General features: G+C 58.1%; 13 protein-coding genes. 2 read left to right on the top strand and 11 right to left on the bottom strand.

Annotation, left to right across the window (positions count from 1 at the left end):
* Window positions 1-73 precede the first annotated feature (73 nt).
* Window positions 74-1,318, bottom strand: coding sequence for an N-acetylmuramoyl-L-alanine amidase AmiC (gene amiC / locus PGH32_RS13750; protein ID WP_337894326.1), 1,245 nt, complete (start codon window positions 1,316-1,318; stop codon window positions 74-76).
* A 213-nt stretch (window positions 1,319-1,531) separates the two neighbouring features.
* Between amiC and argA the strand changes: the two genes are divergently transcribed.
* On the top strand, window positions 1,532-2,905 hold the full coding sequence (gene argA / locus PGH32_RS13755) for an amino-acid N-acetyltransferase (protein WP_200547057.1): 1,374 nt from the start codon (window positions 1,532-1,534) through the stop codon (window positions 2,903-2,905).
* A gap of 26 nt (window positions 2,906-2,931) precedes the next feature.
* Here the strand turns inward: argA and recD are convergent, their stop codons facing one another.
* From recD to PGH32_RS13795, 8 genes are all read right to left on the bottom strand, one after another.
* Window positions 2,932-4,761 carry an exodeoxyribonuclease V subunit alpha gene (recD, locus tag PGH32_RS13760; protein WP_337894327.1) on the bottom strand — a complete coding sequence of 610 codons (1,830 nt, stop codon included), beginning with the start codon at window positions 4,759-4,761 and terminating at the stop codon, window positions 2,932-2,934.
* Window positions 4,758-8,294, bottom strand: coding sequence for an exodeoxyribonuclease V subunit beta (gene recB, locus PGH32_RS13765; protein WP_337894328.1), 3,537 nt, complete (start codon window positions 8,292-8,294; stop codon window positions 4,758-4,760). The genes recD and recB overlap by 4 nt, the downstream gene beginning before the upstream one ends.
* Window positions 8,291-11,176: a pitrilysin gene (gene ptrA / locus PGH32_RS13770; protein ID WP_314425967.1), complete on the bottom strand. Its 2,886-nt coding sequence runs from the start codon at window positions 11,174-11,176 to the stop codon at window positions 8,291-8,293. Before ptrA ends, recB begins: the two co-directional genes overlap by 4 nt.
* Before the next feature lie 119 nt (window positions 11,177-11,295).
* Complete coding sequence (recC, locus tag PGH32_RS13775) at window positions 11,296-14,664, bottom strand: exodeoxyribonuclease V subunit gamma (RefSeq protein ID WP_337894329.1); 3,369 nt, start codon at window positions 14,662-14,664, stop codon at window positions 11,296-11,298.
* 91 nt (window positions 14,665-14,755) lie between these two features.
* The gene (locus PGH32_RS13780) at window positions 14,756-15,073 is read right to left on the bottom strand and encodes a prepilin-type N-terminal cleavage/methylation domain-containing protein (protein ID WP_337894330.1); all 318 of its coding nucleotides are present in this window, start codon (window positions 15,071-15,073) and stop codon (window positions 14,756-14,758) included.
* On the bottom strand, window positions 15,057-15,479 hold the full coding sequence (locus tag PGH32_RS13785) for a DUF2509 family protein (protein ID WP_337894331.1): 423 nt from the start codon (window positions 15,477-15,479) through the stop codon (window positions 15,057-15,059). The genes PGH32_RS13780 and PGH32_RS13785 overlap by 17 nt, the downstream gene beginning before the upstream one ends.
* Window positions 15,476-16,024 (bottom strand): prepilin peptidase-dependent protein, encoded by a 549-nt coding sequence (locus tag PGH32_RS13790; protein WP_314425957.1) that lies wholly within the window; start codon window positions 16,022-16,024, stop codon window positions 15,476-15,478. The genes PGH32_RS13785 and PGH32_RS13790 overlap by 4 nt, the downstream gene beginning before the upstream one ends.
* Entirely contained in the window at window positions 16,015-16,482 is a 468-nt protein-coding gene (locus PGH32_RS13795; RefSeq protein WP_314425954.1) for a prepilin peptidase-dependent protein, read from the bottom strand. The genes PGH32_RS13790 and PGH32_RS13795 overlap by 10 nt, the downstream gene beginning before the upstream one ends.
* A gap of 269 nt (window positions 16,483-16,751) precedes the next feature.
* Here PGH32_RS13795 and ddpX point away from each other — a divergent pair, with 269 nt between their 5' ends.
* Window positions 16,752-17,321: a D-alanyl-D-alanine dipeptidase gene (gene ddpX / locus PGH32_RS13800; protein WP_337894332.1), complete on the top strand. Its 570-nt coding sequence runs from the start codon at window positions 16,752-16,754 to the stop codon at window positions 17,319-17,321.
* 38 nt (window positions 17,322-17,359) lie between these two features.
* Here ddpX and thyA read toward each other — a convergent pair whose 3' ends face one another.
* The gene (gene thyA, locus PGH32_RS13805) at window positions 17,360-18,154 is read right to left on the bottom strand and encodes a thymidylate synthase (protein WP_337894333.1); all 795 of its coding nucleotides are present in this window, start codon (window positions 18,152-18,154) and stop codon (window positions 17,360-17,362) included.
* Complete coding sequence (lgt, locus tag PGH32_RS13810; protein WP_314425946.1) at window positions 18,151-19,029, bottom strand: prolipoprotein diacylglyceryl transferase; 879 nt, start codon at window positions 19,027-19,029, stop codon at window positions 18,151-18,153. The genes thyA and lgt overlap by 4 nt, the downstream gene beginning before the upstream one ends.
* Between the last annotated feature and the right edge of the window lie 21 nt (window positions 19,030-19,050).

Genomic DNA, 19,050 nt, shown 5'->3' on the forward strand with positions numbered 1-19,050 from the left:
CTTCAGGGTGTTTTTTTGTATCTGTCGCTTGCACACCTTTGTAAAGCGGACGGTTTACCCGCCCTGCTCCTGACTACTTGTGCGGGCTTAGCGAAGCGCCTTTCGCAAAGTAAGCTTTAATCCCGGCAAAAATCGACTCCGCCACCTGCTGCTGAAAATGCGCGGTGCGCAGCTTGCGCTCTTCCTCAATGTTGCTGATAAACGCCGTCTCAACCAGTATTGACGGGATATCCGGAGCTTTCAGTACCGCAAATCCGGCCTGATCGACGCTGCGCTTATGCAGATGGTTCACCTTCCCCATTCGCGAGAGCACCTCTTTACCGAATTTCAGACTGTCGTTAATCGTCAGGCTCTGCACCATATCAAACATCGTATGGTCCAGATAGCGATCGCCGCTCATGCTGACGCCGCCAATTAAATCCGATTCGTTCTGGGTTTGCGCCAGAAAACGTGCGGCGGTGCTGGTTGCCCCTTTGGTCGAGAGAGCAAAGACCGACGATCCTCGCGCGGCCCGGCTGGTAAAGGCGTCGGCGTGGATTGAGACAAACAGATCCGCGCGCTGCTTACGTGCTTTCGCCACCCGCACCTTGAGCGGAATGAACACATCTTCGTTGCGCGTCATATAAGCACGCATATTCGGCTGTTTATCAATCAGCGCTTTTAAACGGCGACCAATCTTCAGCACCACATCTTTTTCACGGGTTTTATGCTTTCCGACCGCCCCGGAATCTTCACCGCCGTGCCCGGGATCGATCATGATAACAATCGGCCGATCCTTCCCGGCTTTACCCGGCAGCGGCGCGGCGGCGGGCTGACTGCGCTCCAGCTCACCCTGATTGTAATCTTCCAGTAATGCCAGCAGCGGATCATCATCGTGCGGCTGTTTAACCGGGTAGAGATCCAGCACCAGACGGTTTTTGATCCCGGCAACCGGTGCCAGCGTAAAGGTCTTAGGCGATACGTTTTGCTTGAGTTCCAGTACCAGGCGCACGGTGCTGGCATCAAACTGACCCACGCGGGCATTTTTAATATAGGGATCGTCCTGGCGAACCAGATTGCCCACGCTGTTCAGTGTGCGGTTCAGCTGAATGTTTTCAATATCGACCACCACGCGGTCGGGATTACTCAGCGTAAATTGCTTATACTTCAGCGGGATATTGGACTCAATGGTCAGGCGAGAATAGGTCGATGATGGCCAGATGCGAATGGCCACAACATGGCCGTCGGCAGCCATTCCTGCCCGGCTGACGCTGAGCAGTAATATCGCCCCTGCCCCCTGTAAAAGCCGTCGACGGTTGAGGGATGTTGAATCGGTCATGCCACTCCAGTTGCTGTGAATTGTTTAATAAAAAGACAAACGTTCGTTTTTTGCAAAAACTTTAGCGAATCCCTTTGCCAGTGTCACCTCAAAAAAGCGATTAAATGCAGCACATTAGCTTGAGCAAAAATCAGTAATGAGTGATAAGTAAGGAAAAATGGGACTTGCGCCGCAGGCCATAAAAGAATAAAAATACACATTTACCGAATAATAATGCAAAGAGGGTTTGCCGTGAAGGAACGTAGTACCGAGCTGGTTCAGGGTTTTCGCCATACCGTTCCCTATATCAATGCCCACCGTGGTAAGACGTTTGTCATTATGCTGGGTGGTGAAGCCATCGAGCATGAGAACTTCTCAAGCATCGTTAACGATATTGGCCTGCTGCACAGCCTCGGCATCCGCCTGGTGGTGGTTTACGGGGCCAGACCGCAGATCGATGCCAACCTCTCCGAGCGAAATCTCGAGCCTGTTTATCACAAGCACACCCGCGTAACCGACGCCCAGTCGCTGGAGCTGGTCAAGCAGGCTGCGGGCCGACTCCAGCTGGATATTACCGCTCGCCTGTCGATGAGCCTGAACAATACCCCGCTTCAGGGTGCGCATATTAATGTAGTCAGCGGCAACTTTATTATCGCCCAGCCGCTGGGCGTGGATGACGGTGTGGATTACTGCCACAGCGGCCGCATTCGCCGCATTGATGAAGAAGCGATTCATCGCCAGCTGGACAGCGGTGCCATCGTGTTAATGGGCCCGGTGGCGGTTTCCGTTACCGGTGAAAGCTTCAACCTGACCTCCGAAGAAGTGGCAACCCAGCTGGCGATAAAGCTCAAGGCAGAAAAGATGATCGGCTTCTGCTCAGAACAGGGCGTCACCAACAGCAGCGGCGATATTGTCTCCGAGCTGTTCCCGAACGAAGCGCAGCAGCGTATTGAAGAACTGGAAAACGACCAGGATTACCATTCCGGTACCGTGCGTTTTCTGCGCGGCGCGGTGAAGGCCTGCCGCAGCGGCGTGCGTCGCAGCCACCTGATCAGCTATCAGGAAGACGGGGCTTTGCTGCAGGAACTGTTCTCACGTGACGGTATCGGCACGCAGATTGTGATGGAAAGCGCCGAGCAGATTCGTCGCGCCACCATTAACGATATCGGCGGTATCCTGGAGCTGATCCGCCCGCTGGAGCAGCAGGGCATTCTGGTTCGCCGCTCACGCGAGCAGCTGGAAATGGAAATCGATAAATTCACCATTATCGAACGCGACAACCTCACTATCGGCTGCGCCGCGCTGTATCCGTTCCCGGAAGAGCAGATTGGTGAAATGGCCTGTGTTGCGGTCCACCCGGATTATCGCAGCTCCTCACGCGGCGAGGCGCTGCTTGAGCGTATCGCGCTGCAGGCCCGCCAGATGGGGCTGAAAAAGCTGTTTGTCTTAACAACGCGCAGTATTCACTGGTTCCAGGAGCGCGGCTTCCAGCCGGTGGACGTGGAGCTGCTGCCGAGCAGTAAGAAAGAGATGTATAACTATCAGCGCCGTTCGAAGGTGCTGATGGTGGACCTGCGTGAAAACAGCGTTCACGTGCGCCAGAGCTGACTGGCGCATCGCGTCTTCTACTGTAGCTAAAGTCGCTCAACCAGCCCGCTGCGCCGCTGGGTACGCATTTTTACCGCGCTGTTAAATACGCGGATATCCGCGTACAGCGTCAGCTGACGCTTCGCGCGGGTAATGCCGGTATAAACCAGCTCGCGGGTTAATACCGGCATGACCTGGTTAGGCAGTACCATCAGCGTGTGCTCAAATTCCGATCCCTGAGATTTATGCACCGTCATCGCATACGCCGTATCGTGGGGCGGCAGACGGCTTGGCTGAACCGCCTTAATCGTGCCGTCCGGCAGCGGGAAAAAGACCTTCAGCGCCTGCTCGTCATCCAGCATGGCAATGCCGATATCACCGTTAAACAGGCCCAGGATGCGATCGTTACGGGCAATCATCACCGGCCTGCCGACATACCATTTGCCGTTTGCCGCCGTGCTGCGACGGATCAGTCCGGCCTGCCGCAGCGTGGCTTCAATGCGCTCATTCAGACCGGTCACGCCGAAGGGCCCCTCGCGCAGCGCGCACAAAAGCTGGAAGCGACTGAATGCCAACAGCACCTCAGCGGGCGTCACTCCCTGAGCCAGCCGCGTGAGATAGTCACGATAGCCTGCGGCACAGTCATTGAGCAGCTGCTGATATTCATCACTGCTGCTTAAACCACAGCGCCGGATATCGCTGAACTCACCGCCAAATACCGCATCGGCGCGTTTAACATCCCCGGCATTCACCGCCATCGCCAGCTGACCGATCCCCGAAGAAGCCGTAAACCGATAGCTTTTGCGCAGCAGGCAGATCGCGTCGCGCACGGGCGGAGCCGCCACGTCTTCATGCCCTGCCACCTCACAACCGGTGATCCGGCTCAGTTCCGCAGCCCGCGCCGGGCTGTAACCGTACTCGGCGCACCGGCAGATGTCCCCCAGCACGGCACCCGCCTCTACGGACGCCAGCTGATCGCGATCGCCGAGGAAGATCACCCGCGCCTGCGGTGGCAACGCGGCAATCAGATTCGCCAGCATCGGCAGATCCACCATCGATGCCTCATCCACCACCAGCACATCAAGGTGTAACGGGTTACCGGCGTGGTAGCGCATACGCTGGCTGCCGGGCAGCGCACCCAGCAGGCGGTGCAGCGTGGTTGCCTCAGCAGGGAAGCGTTTAAGCACGGCATCGTCCAGGGCCAGCTGCTGTAGCGTTTTCCCCAGCGACTCGGTCAGACGCGCAGCGGCTTTGCCGGTAGGGGCAGCCAGCTCAATACGCGGAACGCCGGGATAAAGCTCAATCAGACAGGCCAGCAGCTTGGCAACCGTGGTGGTTTTCCCCGTTCCCGGGCCGCCGGAAATCACAGCAACCTGCCGGGTGAGGGCAACCGCCGCCGCAATTTTCTGCCAGTCTTCCGGCTGCTGGCCGAAGTAGCGATCCAGCGTTTCTCGCAGCGCAGCCTCATCCACGGACAGCGGCCGCTGCTGGCGGTGAATAAAGGCCACCACCTCGCCTTCGCTCTGCCACATGCGGTGCAGATAGAGCCGCTGCTGCTGCAGGACCAGCGGTGTAGCCTGTGAACCCTCGCTCACAGCGGGATTATCCGTCAGCTCCTGCTGCCAGTCCGTGGGTGAACCCGCCGCCTGCCAGATCGCCTGCGCCAGCTCAGGATGCCGTCCGCCAAACATGGCCTGCGGATGCAGCAGCTCAAGAGGCAGACAGACGTGCCCTTCCCCGGCATCGCGGCTGACCAGCGCAGCGGCCAGCATCAGCGCAGGCTGCTGCTCACCGGCCACCATCAGAGCAAACTGCACGTCCAGCGTTCGCAGCAGGCGCTGGCGACACGCCAGCTGCAGATAATCGATAAGCGTCATGCCTCACTCTCCGCATCCGCAGCAAAAAGCCGGTCCAGCGCGCTGACGAATTCCGCCTGCGGCCGCGTACTGAAGATGCCGTTACTTCCCTCGGTGCCGTCCAGGCCGCGCAGGAACAGGTAGATAACGCCACCGAAGTGCTGTTCATAGTCGTAGTCCGCCAGCCGCTGCTGGAGGTAGCGATGCAGCGCCAGGCTGTAGAGCTGATACTGTAAATCGTAGCGATGAGACTGCATCGCCTGGGCCATCGCCTCCTGGGTGTAGGCACTGCTCTCCTCACCCAGCCAGTTCGATTTGTAGTCCAGCAGGTAATATTTTCCCTGCCAGCAGAACACCAGATCGATAAACCCTTTCAGCATGCCGCGGACCTGATAAAAATCGAGTGGCGGGCATTCGGCAGACAGCGGATCCTGGCGCACCAGCCGATCCAGATCCTCAGCGGTCAGCAGTCGGGAAATCGGCAGATAAAACTGCAGTTCTACCCGGCACATATCCATAGAGAGCTGACTCAGGCTGACGCCGCTGTCATTGAGCGGGGTTTGCAAAATACGCTGTATCCATTCCGTCATCGTCGGCAGCCAGCCCGCGTCCAGCCCTTCGGCGCTGAGCCGTTCAGCCAGCCACTGCTCATCAAGCGGCGCGGAGAAGTCCAGGGACTCAAACAGGCCGTGCAGAAACGTTCCGGGTGCCGCACCGCGCGGGAAGGTATGCGGCGTCAGCTGCGGCAGCAGCGCATCCTGCGCTTCACCGGCGGCATCAACATCCAGACGCGGCAGCAGGTCCAGCGCCGCCGCGTGGCCTCGCTGCTGTAAGCCCGAATAGCTGGTCACCCGCCAGTCGTCGCGCAGCGAACGCGTCAACGACTGGCTGCTCAGACTTTGCTGGTCTTCCTCCTCCGGCTGCCACAGGGCGGACTCCGTCAGCGGCTCGGCCGCCAGCGCGGTATGATCGCTTTGCATCTCTTCCAGCAGGGCCAGCAGCGTCGCGGCGTCGGCCGCTTCCCCGCGCTGGATAAGATATCCCGGCGCGCTGTGGTGCAGATCGCTGTTGCCTTCTTTCTTACGTGTTCCTTTGATCAGCGGGGCAATTCCCACGCTGCAGTGGTAGATCGATCGCGTCAGCGCTACGTACAGCAGGCGCAGATCTTCGGCCAGGCGTTCTTCTTCCGCCAGCCGGGTGCTTTCTTCATCCTGCTGCAAATCCAGTAGCGCTGCAAAGGTCTGCCTGTCGTGATAAATGCCGTTTTCCGCAGGGCGGTAGTTAGACACAAACGGCAGCCAGACCAGCGGATACTGCAGGCCTTTCGATTTGTGAATGGTCACTATCTGCACCAGATGGCGGTCGCTTTCCAGCCGCAGCTGCTGATTGGCCACCTGACCGTCAGGCTGTACCACCTGCTGCGCCAGCCAGCGGACCAGCGCATGCTCGCTGTCCAGCGAGGTCGCCGCTTCCTGCAGTAATTCGCCCAGATGCAGCAGATCGGTCAGGCGCCGTTCACCGCTGTCAGATGCCAGCAGATTCTCGGCGATTTGCCGCCGCACCATCAGCTCACGCAGCATCGGCAGCACGCCGCGCTTCAGCCAGCGCTGGCGATAATGATCGAATTCATCCACCAGCGCATCCCACGCGCGCTCATCGCGGCTCAGGGCATCCAGCGTCAGCGCATCCAGACCAAACAGGCTGCTGGCCAGCGCACTGCGTAAAAGGCGCTCCTGCTCCGGGGCCAGCACGGCCTGCAGCAGCAGCAGAATTTCACGGGCTTCCGGCGTGGTGAATACGCTGTCGCGGTTGGAGAGATACACGGAAGGAATGTCCAGCCGGTTCAACGCCTCACGCATGACGGCGGCTTCGCTGCGGCTACGCACCAGAATGGTAATATCAGAGGCCTGGAGCGGCTTGAGATTCGGCGCTTTGCCGATAAGCGCCCGCCCCTGTTGCCCGGCGGTCAGCCAGCGGCAGATTTCTGCCGCACACTGCCCGGCCATATACTGCTGATAGTCCGTCACCCCGACCCCGCCGCCCGGCTGCAGCCAGAACTGAAGCGCGGGCTGCTCGACGCCGTCCACCCTGAAGCTCAGGGACTGATTGGGTTCTGCCGGGTTCACCGCAATAAAGGGAATGTCCTGAAACACAAACGGCGCAGTCTGGCGCTGGAAGAGCTGATTGACGCTGGCCACCATCGCCGGCGAGGAGCGCCAGTTAGTTTCCAGCGTGTAGTGCGCGCTGACTTCCGAACGCGCCTTCATATAGGTGAAAATATCCGCACCGCGAAACGCGTAGATTGCCTGCTTTGGGTCGCCAATCAGCAGCAGAGCGCTGTCGCTCTGCCCTACGTACAGCGTCTGGAAAATTCGATACTGCTGCGGGTCCGTATCCTGAAATTCATCGATCAGCGCCACCGGGAAACGCTGGCGAACTGCCGCAGACAGCAGATCGCCGCCTGGCTGCTGCAGCGCTGCATCAAATCGCCCCAGCAGGTCGTCAAACCCTAACTGCGCGTGCAGGCGTTTTTCCTGCCGGGTTACGGCGCGGATTTCATCCAGGGCTCGGGCAATAATCAGGTCGCGCAGCGTGCGCGGCTGCGCCAGAAAAGCATCAATAGTTTCAAACAGCGGATGGGTGGGGGCTGCGCCTTTTTTTGTTTTTTCTACCAGCACCCGCTGGCCGAAACGTTCGAGATCTTTCGCGACGTCATAATTGAGCGTGTCGCTTTGCGCCCACTGGGTGATCTTATTCAGCCAGTTGGGTAAGTGTTTACTGTTGTAGCTGCGCCTGTCGATACCGGATGCATCAATCAATTCAAATAGATTTTCTGCGGCCAGCCACGCCTGCTTGAGCGCCGTTATCTGCGCGATAATCGCGTCATGCCGTTGTACCAGGGTTTCCTGCGGATCCGGCGCGGATTTCAGCGAGGGCGCTTCGCCTCCCAGCCAGGGAGAAAGCTCCCGCAGCAGCTGTTCCGGCCCCTCCCACAGCTGACGAACGACCCGGGCAACCGGCAGCGGCAGCGGATAGCAGTGGCGCCGCCAGAAATCCGCCGTCGCGCGGCGGCGCAGCGGCGTTTCATCTTCAATCAGCTGCTGCTCGAACAGCATGCCGGACTCAAACGCATTAAGGTTCAGCATCCGCTGACAGAAGCCGTGGATGGTAAAAATGCCGGCCTCGTCCATCTGCCGCTCAGCCGCCAGCAAAACCGAGGCGGCATGCCGCAGATCGGGAATTTGCTCAATCAACGCCTGTAGCATCGGATTACGGCTTCCACCACGCACACAGTCAATACGCAGCGCGTGGATGTTGTCACGAATACGCCCGCGTAGTTCGGCGGTGGCGGCCTCGGTAAAGGTCACCACCAGAATCTCCTCCACCGACAGCGGGCGACTGAATGCCGACTCCCCACCCAGCCCCAACAGCAGGCGCAGATACAGCAGGCCGATGGTAAAGGTTTTCCCGGTACCCGCCGACGCTTCAATCAGCCGCTCGCCGTGCAGCGGCAGCGTTAACGCATTTAAGCGTTCAGCAGCCTGCTGACTCATGGTTTATCCTGGCTCACCGGGAATGACTGCTGCAGGGTGGACAGATCTTTCCAGGTCTTCCAGCCTGCCGGAGCCGCATAGTCCGCCTTGCCGTGATGGCTGCCGGAGATCTGCGACAGCAGGGCCAGACCGGTCGGCGCAATCACCGCCTGATGGAAGAAATCAGCAATCCCTTCCGGAGTCAGAGCCTGAATCTGCGCAATCACTTTCTCGCGGGTATCAAACTGATAATTTTCGCGGTTGAAGTCCTTGCTGTAGCGACCGGCCTCTTCATCCAGGGTCTGCGGCCGCTGTTTCAGCTCGTTGATCATCGCCGCCTGATACTGAGCAAAATCCTCTTTGCTCATGGCACGCAGGCGTTTTTCCGCAGTTGGATAAAATGCCTGGAAGCGCTGCAGCAGATAAGCGGGCTGCTTCACATTACTTTGCAGCAGGAAGCCAATGCCCCACTGACGCCCCACCGGCATCTGGAAGGCGAACACCGCATAGCCCAACTGCTCTTCGGTACGCAGCTGGTTATAGAACCACGGCTGGATAATCTGGCTCAGCATCGTGCTGCTGGCCATGCTTTGATGCTCATCAAAGCCAACCGGCACATATACCGCCGCCAGCGCCGAATCCGTGCTGCTTCCCACCTTCTGCAGGTTCGCCAGCGATTTTTTATCCACCTGAATAAATTCGCTGTGCCACCAGCTGTGCCCTTCGCAGTTCAGCTGCTGCCTGACCTGTTCAGCCAGGTCGTTAACGGCTCCAGGAGTCATATTCCCGACAACCAGCAGTTCCGGGGTGGACTGCTCCAGCAGCATTTTACGATAGTCCTGAAGCTGCTTCAGGGTGATAGCCGGCAGCAGTTTGCGCCGCTCGCTACGCTGGGTGTAAGGCAGCCGTGACAGCAGCTGCGCTGGCTGGATAGCCAGTTCAAATGCCTTACCCTTCTCGGCAGAGTCCAGACGTTCCAGATACCAGGATTTGGCCTGCTCCAGCTGCTGTTCTGTCGGGGTGAAGCTGGCGTAGCCTTCAAGCAGCTGCTTCATCAGCTTAGGCAAACGCTGAGTAAAGCCGCTGGCGCTGAACGTCACGCCATCATCTTCTCCGGTGGAGAAACTGATGCCGCCGACCGATGCCTGCGAGCTCAGCTCATCCAGCGCCACGCCGGCCAGATAGTCGTTCAGGGCAAAAAGGACCTGATTTTGCGCCGTATCTACCGCCGCTTTGTTACGCAACGCCAGGGTGATATTGGCCTTCGGCTCGTCAGCATAGTACTGGCTGGGCATATAGAAAACCCGCAGCCCCGGCTGGTTGAGCAGCTCCTGCGGACGGTCATACTTTTTATCCTGTTTAATCAGACTGAAGTCGTCAGGAATGTAGGGGTTAAGCGTCGGCAGAGACAGGGATAACTTGTCGCTCTCAGTCTGCCACTTGCTGAATCTTTCGCCGCTGATTTTATCCACCTGGTAAGGCGCATCAACGAAGTAAGCCGTTTTATTGTGCGGCTCATTCGGGCTGATAAACCAGATACGGGCATTCTGCGGGGTCATCCCGTCCAGTCGTGCCTTGATCGCCTGCGGATCGTAGCGGTCTGCGATATAAGGCGCATCCAGCACGTCGGCAACCGGCACGCGCAGCATGGTATCCACCAGCCACTCGATGTAATCCATATCGCGGGTAATGGACGGGTAGCGGAAATCCAGATCCAGCACGTGCGCCACTTCATCAAAGTAGCTTTTATCAATGCCCTGGGTGCGTAAGGTATTCAGGTAGCTGAACACCGCAGCGATAACGTCGTCGCGATTGGCCAGGCCTTTATCGGTCAGGGAGACGGAAATCGAGAACACGCCGCCGTTGCGGTCGATAACCGGATCGGCACCGGCGCTGATGGAATCAGCCAGCCCGCGGCTTTGCAGCCAGTCGGATAGGGTATTCTTGCTGCGGTTACCGATCAGATAGCCAATAAGCGTATCGGTTTTACTACGAAACTCCGCACTGTTGTTATCAATACGAAACTCAATGCGTAACTGCTTATTAGGCTGTGCCGGCACATAGTGAATAATGATGCCTTTCTGCTTGTCGGTGACTACCGGGACGGTAATATCCGGCACCGTCGCCTGACGGTTTTCGACGCGGCCAAAGGTTTCGGCGGCTATCTTCTCCATTTCAGGCAGCGGTTTATTGCTGTAAATCACCGCCTTCATCAGATTGGCTGAGTAATAACGCTGATAAAACGCCTTCAGCGCGTCGTGCAGCTTGCTGCCCGGCTTATCGCGCAGGGTTTCCAGATTCCCGCCGGAGAAGCGTGAGCTTGGATGATCGGGATTAAGGGTTTCTGCGCCGACCTGAGCCATACGCAGGCCATCACGCGAACGCGCCATAGTCAGCTCGGCGTTCACCGCATTGCGCTCGCGGTCGGCATTTACCGGGTCAAGCAGCGGTTCGGCGATGGCATCGGCCAGCCTGTCAGCCGCGGGCTGCAGCGCATCGTTTTCAACTTCCAGATAAAACGCCGTGCGGTAGGATGCCGTGCTGGCATTGTGGCTGCCCCCATGTTTTTTCAAAAACTCGGCGAGGTTGTCGGGCTGCGGGTAGCGTTTTGACCCCATCAGCACCATGTGCTCCAGGTAATGGGCAAGGCCAAGCTGATCGGTAGGGTTTTCCAGTGAGCCGACCGGCAGCGCCAGCGCTGCCAGTGATTTTGTCGCCTTATCATCGGAAACCAGCAGGACGGTCATGCCGTTATCCAGGCGGATGGCTTTATACTGGCGAGGATCTTTTTCACTTTTGCGAATAATGTCAGTGACCGGCTGCCATCCGGTTTGCGCCTGCGTCAGCGGGCTGAACAGGGCGAAAAAGACAAAATAAATTAACCAGACTGCATAACGACGCATTCAAACTCCCTTAACTTTGCCGGTGTTTAATTGTTATAAAATAACACTACAGTATAACATCCTGATTGTCCGTAAAACTTCCCGGTACTTCCGCCGGGAAGGGGGCATATCGCCAGAGACTATTCAGACCGGTGCGCCTGACGCAGCGGTAACAGCCAGCGTTCAGCACACTCAGTCATTGCCTGCAGGTGCGTTTCATCCAGCGTGCGGATCACCCTCTGCAGATAGGGATCGCTGCCCTCACCCTCAATCTGATAATTCCCCTGCCAGCGCGCCAGCAGCTTGCTGCGGGCTTTTTTCTGCGTGGCCTCATCGCGCAGCAGATCGCCGGAGGCTTCATCGTAACTTTCCGCCAGCCAGGCGGCACCGGACTCGGTCAGCAACAGCGGCGAGCACATCCCCTGCCGGTAGCCGGCAACGTAGCCGGCAAGCTGTTGCCGGGCATCATCCGCTGCTATCGCCGGGAATCGCCACTGGCTGTCGTTGCGCCCCAGCATCTGGCTGATACCGCTGCCCCCCGTTGCACAGTAGACCAGATGCTCCAGCCACAGGGTAAGCCCGTCCTTGAAGTTAAGATTGCCCGGACGCCAGCGCAGCAGCCCGCTATCCTGCACCTGAGCCAGCCAGCCGGTCAGCAACACGCCGTCAATCTGCAGCGAAATTTCCCGGCTTTCCGCCGCCGAGCGCTGTTCGCGCACGCGGCCGGCCAGCACAGTCATCTCCTGCTCCTGCTCTTCCCAGATTAGCTCGCCGAAAGCGCCATAAGGTAGCGCACCTGAAGCCCGCTGCCGGGCATAAAGACGGGAACTTTCCTCCCCCTCGATCAGGCTGTTAAGCAGCTGCGCATTCATCTGATAGCGCGTCAGGCCATCCAGGGAAAAAGGTTCCGCATCCGGCAGCTCCATCTCTTCCAGCCTGAAGCTGACGCCCAGCCGCATGCTGAAAAATGCCCTGACCGGATGCCGCCAGAACCGCACCAGCCGCTCAAAACTCAGCGTATCCAGCGTTTCCTCCGCTAGTGGCTGCATAAACGGCGGGTGAGCGGTCCCCGTGGCTTTGGCCGCGGGTAGCCATTCTTCAGCAAAGCTTCTGAACTCCGCAGTCGCGCTGAAGTTCTCGGCGGCAAAGGGCATTCTGCTGTGCAGATGGTGCAAATGCGCCGCCACGTTTTGCGCGCTGTGGTCTACATCCCGCGATCGATCGTCAGGCAAACAGAAGCTCTGGCAGATGTACTCCACTAATTCACTGACCAGCACAGAGGGATATCGTTCCGTATTATCCTGAATTGAACGGGCGATATAGCTGATATAGAGCTGCTGCTGGGCTGAATTCAGCGCCTCAAGGAACAGATAGCGGTCATCATCCCGGCGGCTACGATCGCCTTTTTGCAGCTGCTTGCTCATTAAATCGAAGCCCAGCGGCGGCAGGGTCCGTGGATAAATTCCGTCGTTCATCCCCAGCAGGCACACCACCTTAAAGGGAATGGAACGCATCGGCATCAGGGTGCAGAAGTTGACCGGCCCCGCGAGGAAACGCTGGCTGATACGCTGCTGATCGAGCCGGGAAACCAGCTCATCGCGCAGCACGGTCAGCGGCACGGCCTGCTGATAACCGGCCTCAACGCCGTAGCCAATAACCAGCTTCCACTGCTCTTCTATCAGCGCCAGGGCCGCTTCCGTTTCCGCATCACAGACAAAGAAATCATCCAGCAGCTGGCGACAGATCGGCAGCCAGTGCGCCAGATCGCTGGTTTCATCCAGCCAGCGACGCCAGCGATGCAGCTGCATCAGTAAATCAGCCAGATTTCCCGCCAGTTCAGCAATCAGACCGCTGGATTCATCGTAGGGCAGTATTCCCTGCCATTCCCCCGCATCGCTGTTCATCGCATAGCCCAGCAGCATTCGCGTCAGGCCAAAGTGCCAGGTATGTTGACCGGTGGCGGGCAGATCCAGCTCGCGAACGTTGTCATCATCCAGCCCCCAGCGAATGCCGGATTCCGCCACCCAGTGGCGCAGCAGCCGCAGCCCCTCTTCGTCGATGGCAAAGCGCCCCGCTACCGCCGGCACTTCGAGCAGGGCCAGCACGTCTTCCGCGGTGAAGCGACTGTCGGGCAGGCTCAGCAGCGATATAAAAGCCTGTAGCGCCGGGTGCGCCTGGCTGGCGCGACGGTCGGAAATGGCAAACGGCAGCGCGCGCTCCGGCGGCGCATTGCCAAATACCGCCTGGATGAACGGCGTATAGGCGTCAATATCAGCGACCATAACGATGATATCGCGCGGGGTCAGCGAGGGATCGTCGGCCATCATCGCCAGCAGGCGATCCTGCAGAACTTCCACCTCGCGCTGCGGGCTGTGGCATTGATGGATGACTATCGACCGATCCTCAGGTGCCAGCAGGCGTTTTTCTTCACTGGTTTCCCATTCGCTTTTTTGCAGGCCGATCACCGCGTTATCTTCCAGCTCCAGCAGATCCCGCTTCAGGGTCTGCAACAGATTCACCGGCTCGAGATCGACAAAGGCAAACACCTCATTGGGTTCAATCTGCGCCAGCAGGTAGAGATTATCGCGCCCCAGTTTGCCCCATGAGGCCAGCAGCGGATTGCTCAGCTGCTGCTCCCCGGCATCATTAAACAGTGAGGATGCGCTGTCGACATCACGAAACTGCGGGATCTCCCGCCGATCCTCATAGTGCCTGCGGTTGCGGCTCTGCAGTTTAGCCAGGAACGCATAATCCTGAATATCGCCCCAGTAGTGGCGGCAGGGATTGGTAAACAACAAATGAATGTCGATATGTTTACCCAGCGCGCTCAGCGCCTGTAAATACACCGGGGGCAGCGCGCTTATCCCGCAGATAAATACCCGGTCGGGGAGATTGTCCGGCCGCGTCGGGCTGTTCTCAAGCCGGTGGATAAAACGCTGGTAGAGGTTGGCACGATGCCATTCCGGCTGCCCGAGCCGATGGGTGTATTCCACCAGAGCCGCCCATAAAGGCGCCTGCCAGACCTGCGCCTCGCCCAGCCCTTCCGTCAGTTCGCCCTTTTCCCAGCCGTTAAGCCACTGAGGCCGGTATACCAGATACTGGTCAAACAGGTCCGCCACCCGGGAGGCCAGCTGGAACAGCTTGCGCTTATCCTCGTCATCGCTCAGGTAATTGCGCAGCGTTGCAAACTCCTCTCCCGGCAGCATATCCGGGAGGATCGCCATCAGCTTCCAGCTCATACCCGATTTACTGAATGCGCTTTCACGCGGGATATCAGGCAGCACGCGAACGAACATATCCCAGATAAAGCTGGCGGGTAACGGGAAATCAATATTCGCAGCGATGCCAAAATCTTCGGCCAGCGACATCTGCAGCCACTGCGCCATACCGGGGCTTTGAACCAGCACCACTTCCGGAACCAGCGGATTGGACAATGGCCGATTTTTTATCTGCCATGATGCCAGCGTTTTAAGCAGATCCAGCTGATTGGAGTGGTAAACAGTGAACATAACCGACAGATTCTCAACGTAAGAGGGTTTAATTTCCTGATGAGTACTCTACCCCCACAGGATGAACATTGGAAATGTAGCGCTGCTGCCGTTAATTATCCACCGCCGGGCAGCGCAGCTGAACCAGCTCGGCTCTGCGCCACGCCGGGCTTATTACTTGTGCCGTCAGCAGCTGACAGCCCTGGGGACCACTTCGCTGATGCATCTGCGTCCGCCATCCTTCCAGGGGATTTCCCTGCAGCAGCTGCCATGCATTACGCCATGCGCTGCGCTGCTGCCACTGCTGCTGGAAACCGTCGGCCAGCACCAGCTGGTAGCGCATCAGAGCCGTGATGCTGAGGCTAAATAACAGCAGGGCGAACAGCGTTTCGACCAGGCTGAATCCGCGCTGATTACAACGACGAGTCATGGCAGAGACTCCTGTCGGGCAGCGGGCAGTAATCCAGCCAGCCATGCGGGATGGCGCTAACTTTGCCACCGGCAAGGCGGCTCACCCAGCGGAACAGAGAGAGGGTTCCGCTACCGCGGTCACCGCGCAGCAGCGTTCCTGACGGGTGGTTGAGTACGCAGGCTCGCCAGGCGTACTGCGGCTCACGCTGGCAGAACCAGCCATCCATACTGGGCCAGGCCAGGCGTGATCCCCACGCCAGTGCGGAGGTGGCATCGGTGTACTCCAGAATATAGTGCCGTTCATCGCTGACCAGGCTGAGGTTATCGCTCAGCTGTCGCCGCGTAGCATGCAGCATAACCGTCCCCATCAGCAGAATAATAATCACCATCAGCAGCGCGCCGCTGCCCCGCTGTGAATGCATCATAAATTCTCCGCCGCCAGCCAGTGCTCGGTGCGCTGAACCATCGCGGGCCAGGCGCTGGAATGCCCCTCCAGCAGCAGGCGGACCTGCTGCCGGTTACGAACCACCCGAAACTCATCAATAGCGATAACGCGGGGATCGTTCAGCTTTTCCCAACCGCCGCCTTCACAGCGATCGACGCCACGCTGCATTTCCAGATTTCCTGCTCTCAAACGAAAGCCGTAGTAATCGCTGTCTTCCCTTCCGGTGCTTTCCCACTGCCCGTTGCTGTTTTCATCCCAACGGACCAGCAGACAGCGACCACCGTTATGAATCTGCATCGCGCTTCCGCTACAGCGACCGTGGCAGTAACCCGCCCGCCGTGCCGCTTTCTCCAGCGTGTGCATTATCTGCTGCAGTTCTTCGTTTAGCTGAACCTGCATCTGCAGGCGCAGATTTTGCTGCTGCAAAAGCGGCAGCGTTCGCGCGGCTCCCAGCATCATTACGCTGCCGATGGCCATGGCCAGCAGCGTTTCAAGCAGAGTGAAGCCACCCGCATTCATCGACATCCGTCCTCCGACACGGAACAAATTCGCACCCGGCCCCGGGATGAGACGATGATCCTCCGCTCGCCGGAATCGCTGACAATGGTGATATTTCCGGGCCGGGCGGTATTTTTCACGCCGTAAAACCCCATTTCCGCCGTCACCGAACGAATGCTGACGCCGGGCCAGGGAGCCAGCAGGGTCAGCCGGGCCTGTTCGCGACACCGGTCGGGCATTCTCTCCGCACCCATGCACCAGCGCGGCCCCGGTTTCAGCCATACCAGCCGATCGGCGTTATGCCACCAGGCGTCGCTGCGCAGTCGCAGCAGCAGGCGCTGGATTTGCTGCGCGCTGTCATTAAGCTGGCGCAGCTGTTGCCAGTGCTGCCAGCCCTGCCACGATCCCAGGCTTAACACGGCGATAAGCGCGATCGCTATCATCATTTCCAGCAGGGTAAATCCTGCCGATTGCGTTATTTTCATCAGCCCAGTGTGGCGCCTGTTTCTCCTGCTCTGCCAGCGGCTTCTCGCCGGTGTGCGCGGCATCTTCCAGACAAATGCATCTGTTTCATCGGCATTCATTGGCGTTACGTGGGGCTGCGCATTTTCATCATTGAGAACACTACGCTCGCCGGATTTGCTTAGCTCCGGCGGAAAGAAAGACTAAGATGCATGGATGAATTGAGAACGTCACGGTAGAAAGCACCGGAAAAGATTAAGCATGTCAGCGCCGAACAGAACCAGGAGAAAAAATGGATGATATTCAACTGACCGACATTGCCACCTCGCTGCCGCAGGTGCAGATCGATTTAAAATATGCCACGGCGGACAACATTACCGGCCAGCCGATTTACTGTGAGCACCGCTGTCTGCTGCATCCGGATGCCGCCGCTGCGCTGGCGCGAAGTGCACATATCGCGGCCATTGCGGGCTTTACCCTGCTGATTTATGACGCATATCGACCGCAGAAAGCGCAGATGAATTTGTGGCAGGCCTGCCCCGATCCTGACTATGTTATTCCCGTAACCCAGGGGTCGAATCACTCCCGCGGGACCGCGGTGGACGTCACGCTGATTGATGAACAGGGCAATATTGTGGATATGGGCAGCGGCTTTGACGAGATGCATGAACGTTCACATCCCTGGCATCCTTCCGTCCCGGCGCGGGCATTGCGTCACCGGCTGATGCTGAGCGCGATTATGCTTGAGGGGGGATTTAAGGGAATTGCGACAGAATGGTGGCACTTTGAGCTGCCGGGAGCGGCAGAATATCCGCTACTGACGGATATTTTTGACTGCTATCCGCCACCGTCTGCGGCGTAAAACATTCCCCGGCATTATTCATACCGGGGATCGCGTTTTTACACGGCTACCGGCGCTTTGATTGCCGGATGTGGATCGTAGCCAACGATTTCGAAGTCATCGAAGCGATAGTCGAAAATAGAAGCGGGCTTGCGTTTGATTACCAGCTGCGGCAGCGCACGCGGCTCGCGGCTCAGCTGCAGGCGGGTCTGCTCAAGGTGGTTGCTGTACAGGTGAGTATCGCCACCGGTCCAGACGAAGTCCCCCACTTCCAGGTCGCACTGCTGCGCCATCATATGCACCAGTAGCGCGTAGCTGGCGATATTAAACGGCAGACCGAGGAAAATGTCGCAGGAACGCTGATACAGCTGGCAGGAAAGCTTGCCGTCTGCCACGTAAAACTGGAAGAAAGCGTGGCACGGCGCCAGCGCCATCTCGTCCAGCTCACCCACGTTCCAGGCGGAAACGATGATGCGGCGGGAGTCAGGATCGGTTTTAAGCTGCTCAACAACCTTGCTCAGCTGATCGATCTGACGACCATCCGGTGCGCCCCAGCTACGCCACTGCTTACCGTAGACCGGGCCAAGATCGCCATTTTCATCCGCCCACTCGTCCCAGATTGAAACGTTGTTTTCCTTCAAATACGCGATGTTCGTATCACCGTTGAGGAACCACAGCAGCTCGTGAATGATCGAGCGCAGATGACATTTCTTGGTGGTAACCAGCGGAAACCCGTCCTGCAGGTTGAAACGCATCTGGTGGCCGAAGACCGAAAGCGTACCCGTTCCGGTACGATCGTTCTTCGGTGTGCCCTGTTCCAGGACATGCTGCATTAATTCCAGATACTGTTTCATTTTTCCTCACGAAGCTGCTGCTGCGGGCGACGACGATACGCCCAAATCATCATAATCACGCCGGCCAGAATCATTGGCACAGAGAGGATTTGCCCCATGCTGATGCCGCTAAACAGGCCAAGCTGCTGATCGGGCTGACGGAAGAACTCAATAATAATACGGAAAGCGCCATAGCCAATCAGGAACAGGCCGGAGACGGCTCCCATCGGGCGCGATTTGCGGATAAATACATTCAGAATAATAAACAGCACGATCCCTTCCAGAATCAGCTCATAGAGCTGTGAAGGGTGGCGCGGCAGTACGCCGTAGGTCGCCAGCAGGGACTGCCATTCCGGGTGGGTGGCAACCAGCGCGATATCTTCGCTGCGTGAGCCCGGGAACAGCATCGCCCACGGCAGATTGGGATCCACGCGACCCCACAGTTCGCCGTTGATAAAGTTGCCGAGACGGCCGGCACCCAGCCCAAACGGGATCAGCGGAGCCATAAAGTCTGAAACCTGGAAGAAAGTACGTTTGGTGCGGCGGGCGAAGATCAGCATCACCACGATCACCCCAATCAGGCCGCCGTGGAATGACATGCCGCCATCCCAGACTTTAAACAGATACAGCGGGTTTTCGAGGAACAGCGGCATGTTGTAAAACAACACGTAGCCAATACGGCCACCGAGGAACACGCCGAGGAAGCCTGCATAAAGCAGATTTTCCACTTCCTCTTTTTTCCAGCCGCTGCCCGGCTTATTAGCCCGGCGAACGGCCAGCCACATAGCGAATATAAAGCCAACCAGATACATCAGCCCATACCAGTGTAGAGACACCGGGCCAACAGAGAAAATCACCGGATCAAATTGGGGGAAAGCCAGATAGCCGTTATTCATCTTTCACCATTTTAAAATTCT

It is taken from the genome of Erwinia sp. SLM-02 (assembly GCF_037450285.1).
GTDB lineage: Bacteria > Pseudomonadota > Gammaproteobacteria > Enterobacterales > Enterobacteriaceae > Erwinia.

Excerpts from the sequence above, each read along its gene's own strand:
- recB (WP_337894328.1), bottom strand. The coding sequence starts at position 8,294 with ATGAGTCAGCAGGCTGCTGAACGCTTAAATGCGTTAACGCTGCCGCTG.
- thyA (WP_337894333.1), bottom strand. The coding sequence starts at position 18,154 with ATGAAACAGTATCTGGAATTAATGCAGCATGTCCTGGAACAGGGCACA.
- recD (WP_337894327.1), bottom strand. The coding sequence starts at position 4,761 with ATGACGCTTATCGATTATCTGCAGCTGGCGTGTCGCCAGCGCCTGCTG.
- PGH32_RS13790 (WP_314425957.1), bottom strand. The coding sequence starts at position 16,024 with ATGTCGATGAATGCGGGTGGCTTCACTCTGCTTGAAACGCTGCTGGCC.
- recC (WP_337894329.1), bottom strand. The coding sequence starts at position 14,664 with ATGTTCACTGTTTACCACTCCAATCAGCTGGATCTGCTTAAAACGCTG.
- ddpX (WP_337894332.1), top strand. The coding sequence starts at position 16,752 with ATGGATGATATTCAACTGACCGACATTGCCACCTCGCTGCCGCAGGTG.
- ptrA (WP_314425967.1), bottom strand. The coding sequence starts at position 11,176 with ATGCGTCGTTATGCAGTCTGGTTAATTTATTTTGTCTTTTTCGCCCTG.
- argA (WP_200547057.1), top strand. The coding sequence starts at position 1,532 with ATGCAAAGAGGGTTTGCCGTGAAGGAACGTAGTACCGAGCTGGTTCAG.
- lgt (WP_314425946.1), bottom strand. The coding sequence starts at position 19,029 with ATGAATAACGGCTATCTGGCTTTCCCCCAATTTGATCCGGTGATTTTC.
- amiC (WP_337894326.1), bottom strand. The coding sequence starts at position 1,318 with ATGACCGATTCAACATCCCTCAACCGTCGACGGCTTTTACAGGGGGCA.
- PGH32_RS13795 (WP_314425954.1), bottom strand. The coding sequence starts at position 16,482 with ATGAAAATAACGCAATCGGCAGGATTTACCCTGCTGGAAATGATGATA.
- PGH32_RS13785 (WP_337894331.1), bottom strand. The coding sequence starts at position 15,479 with ATGATGCATTCACAGCGGGGCAGCGGCGCGCTGCTGATGGTGATTATT.
- PGH32_RS13780 (WP_337894330.1), bottom strand. The coding sequence starts at position 15,073 with ATGACTCGTCGTTGTAATCAGCGCGGATTCAGCCTGGTCGAAACGCTG.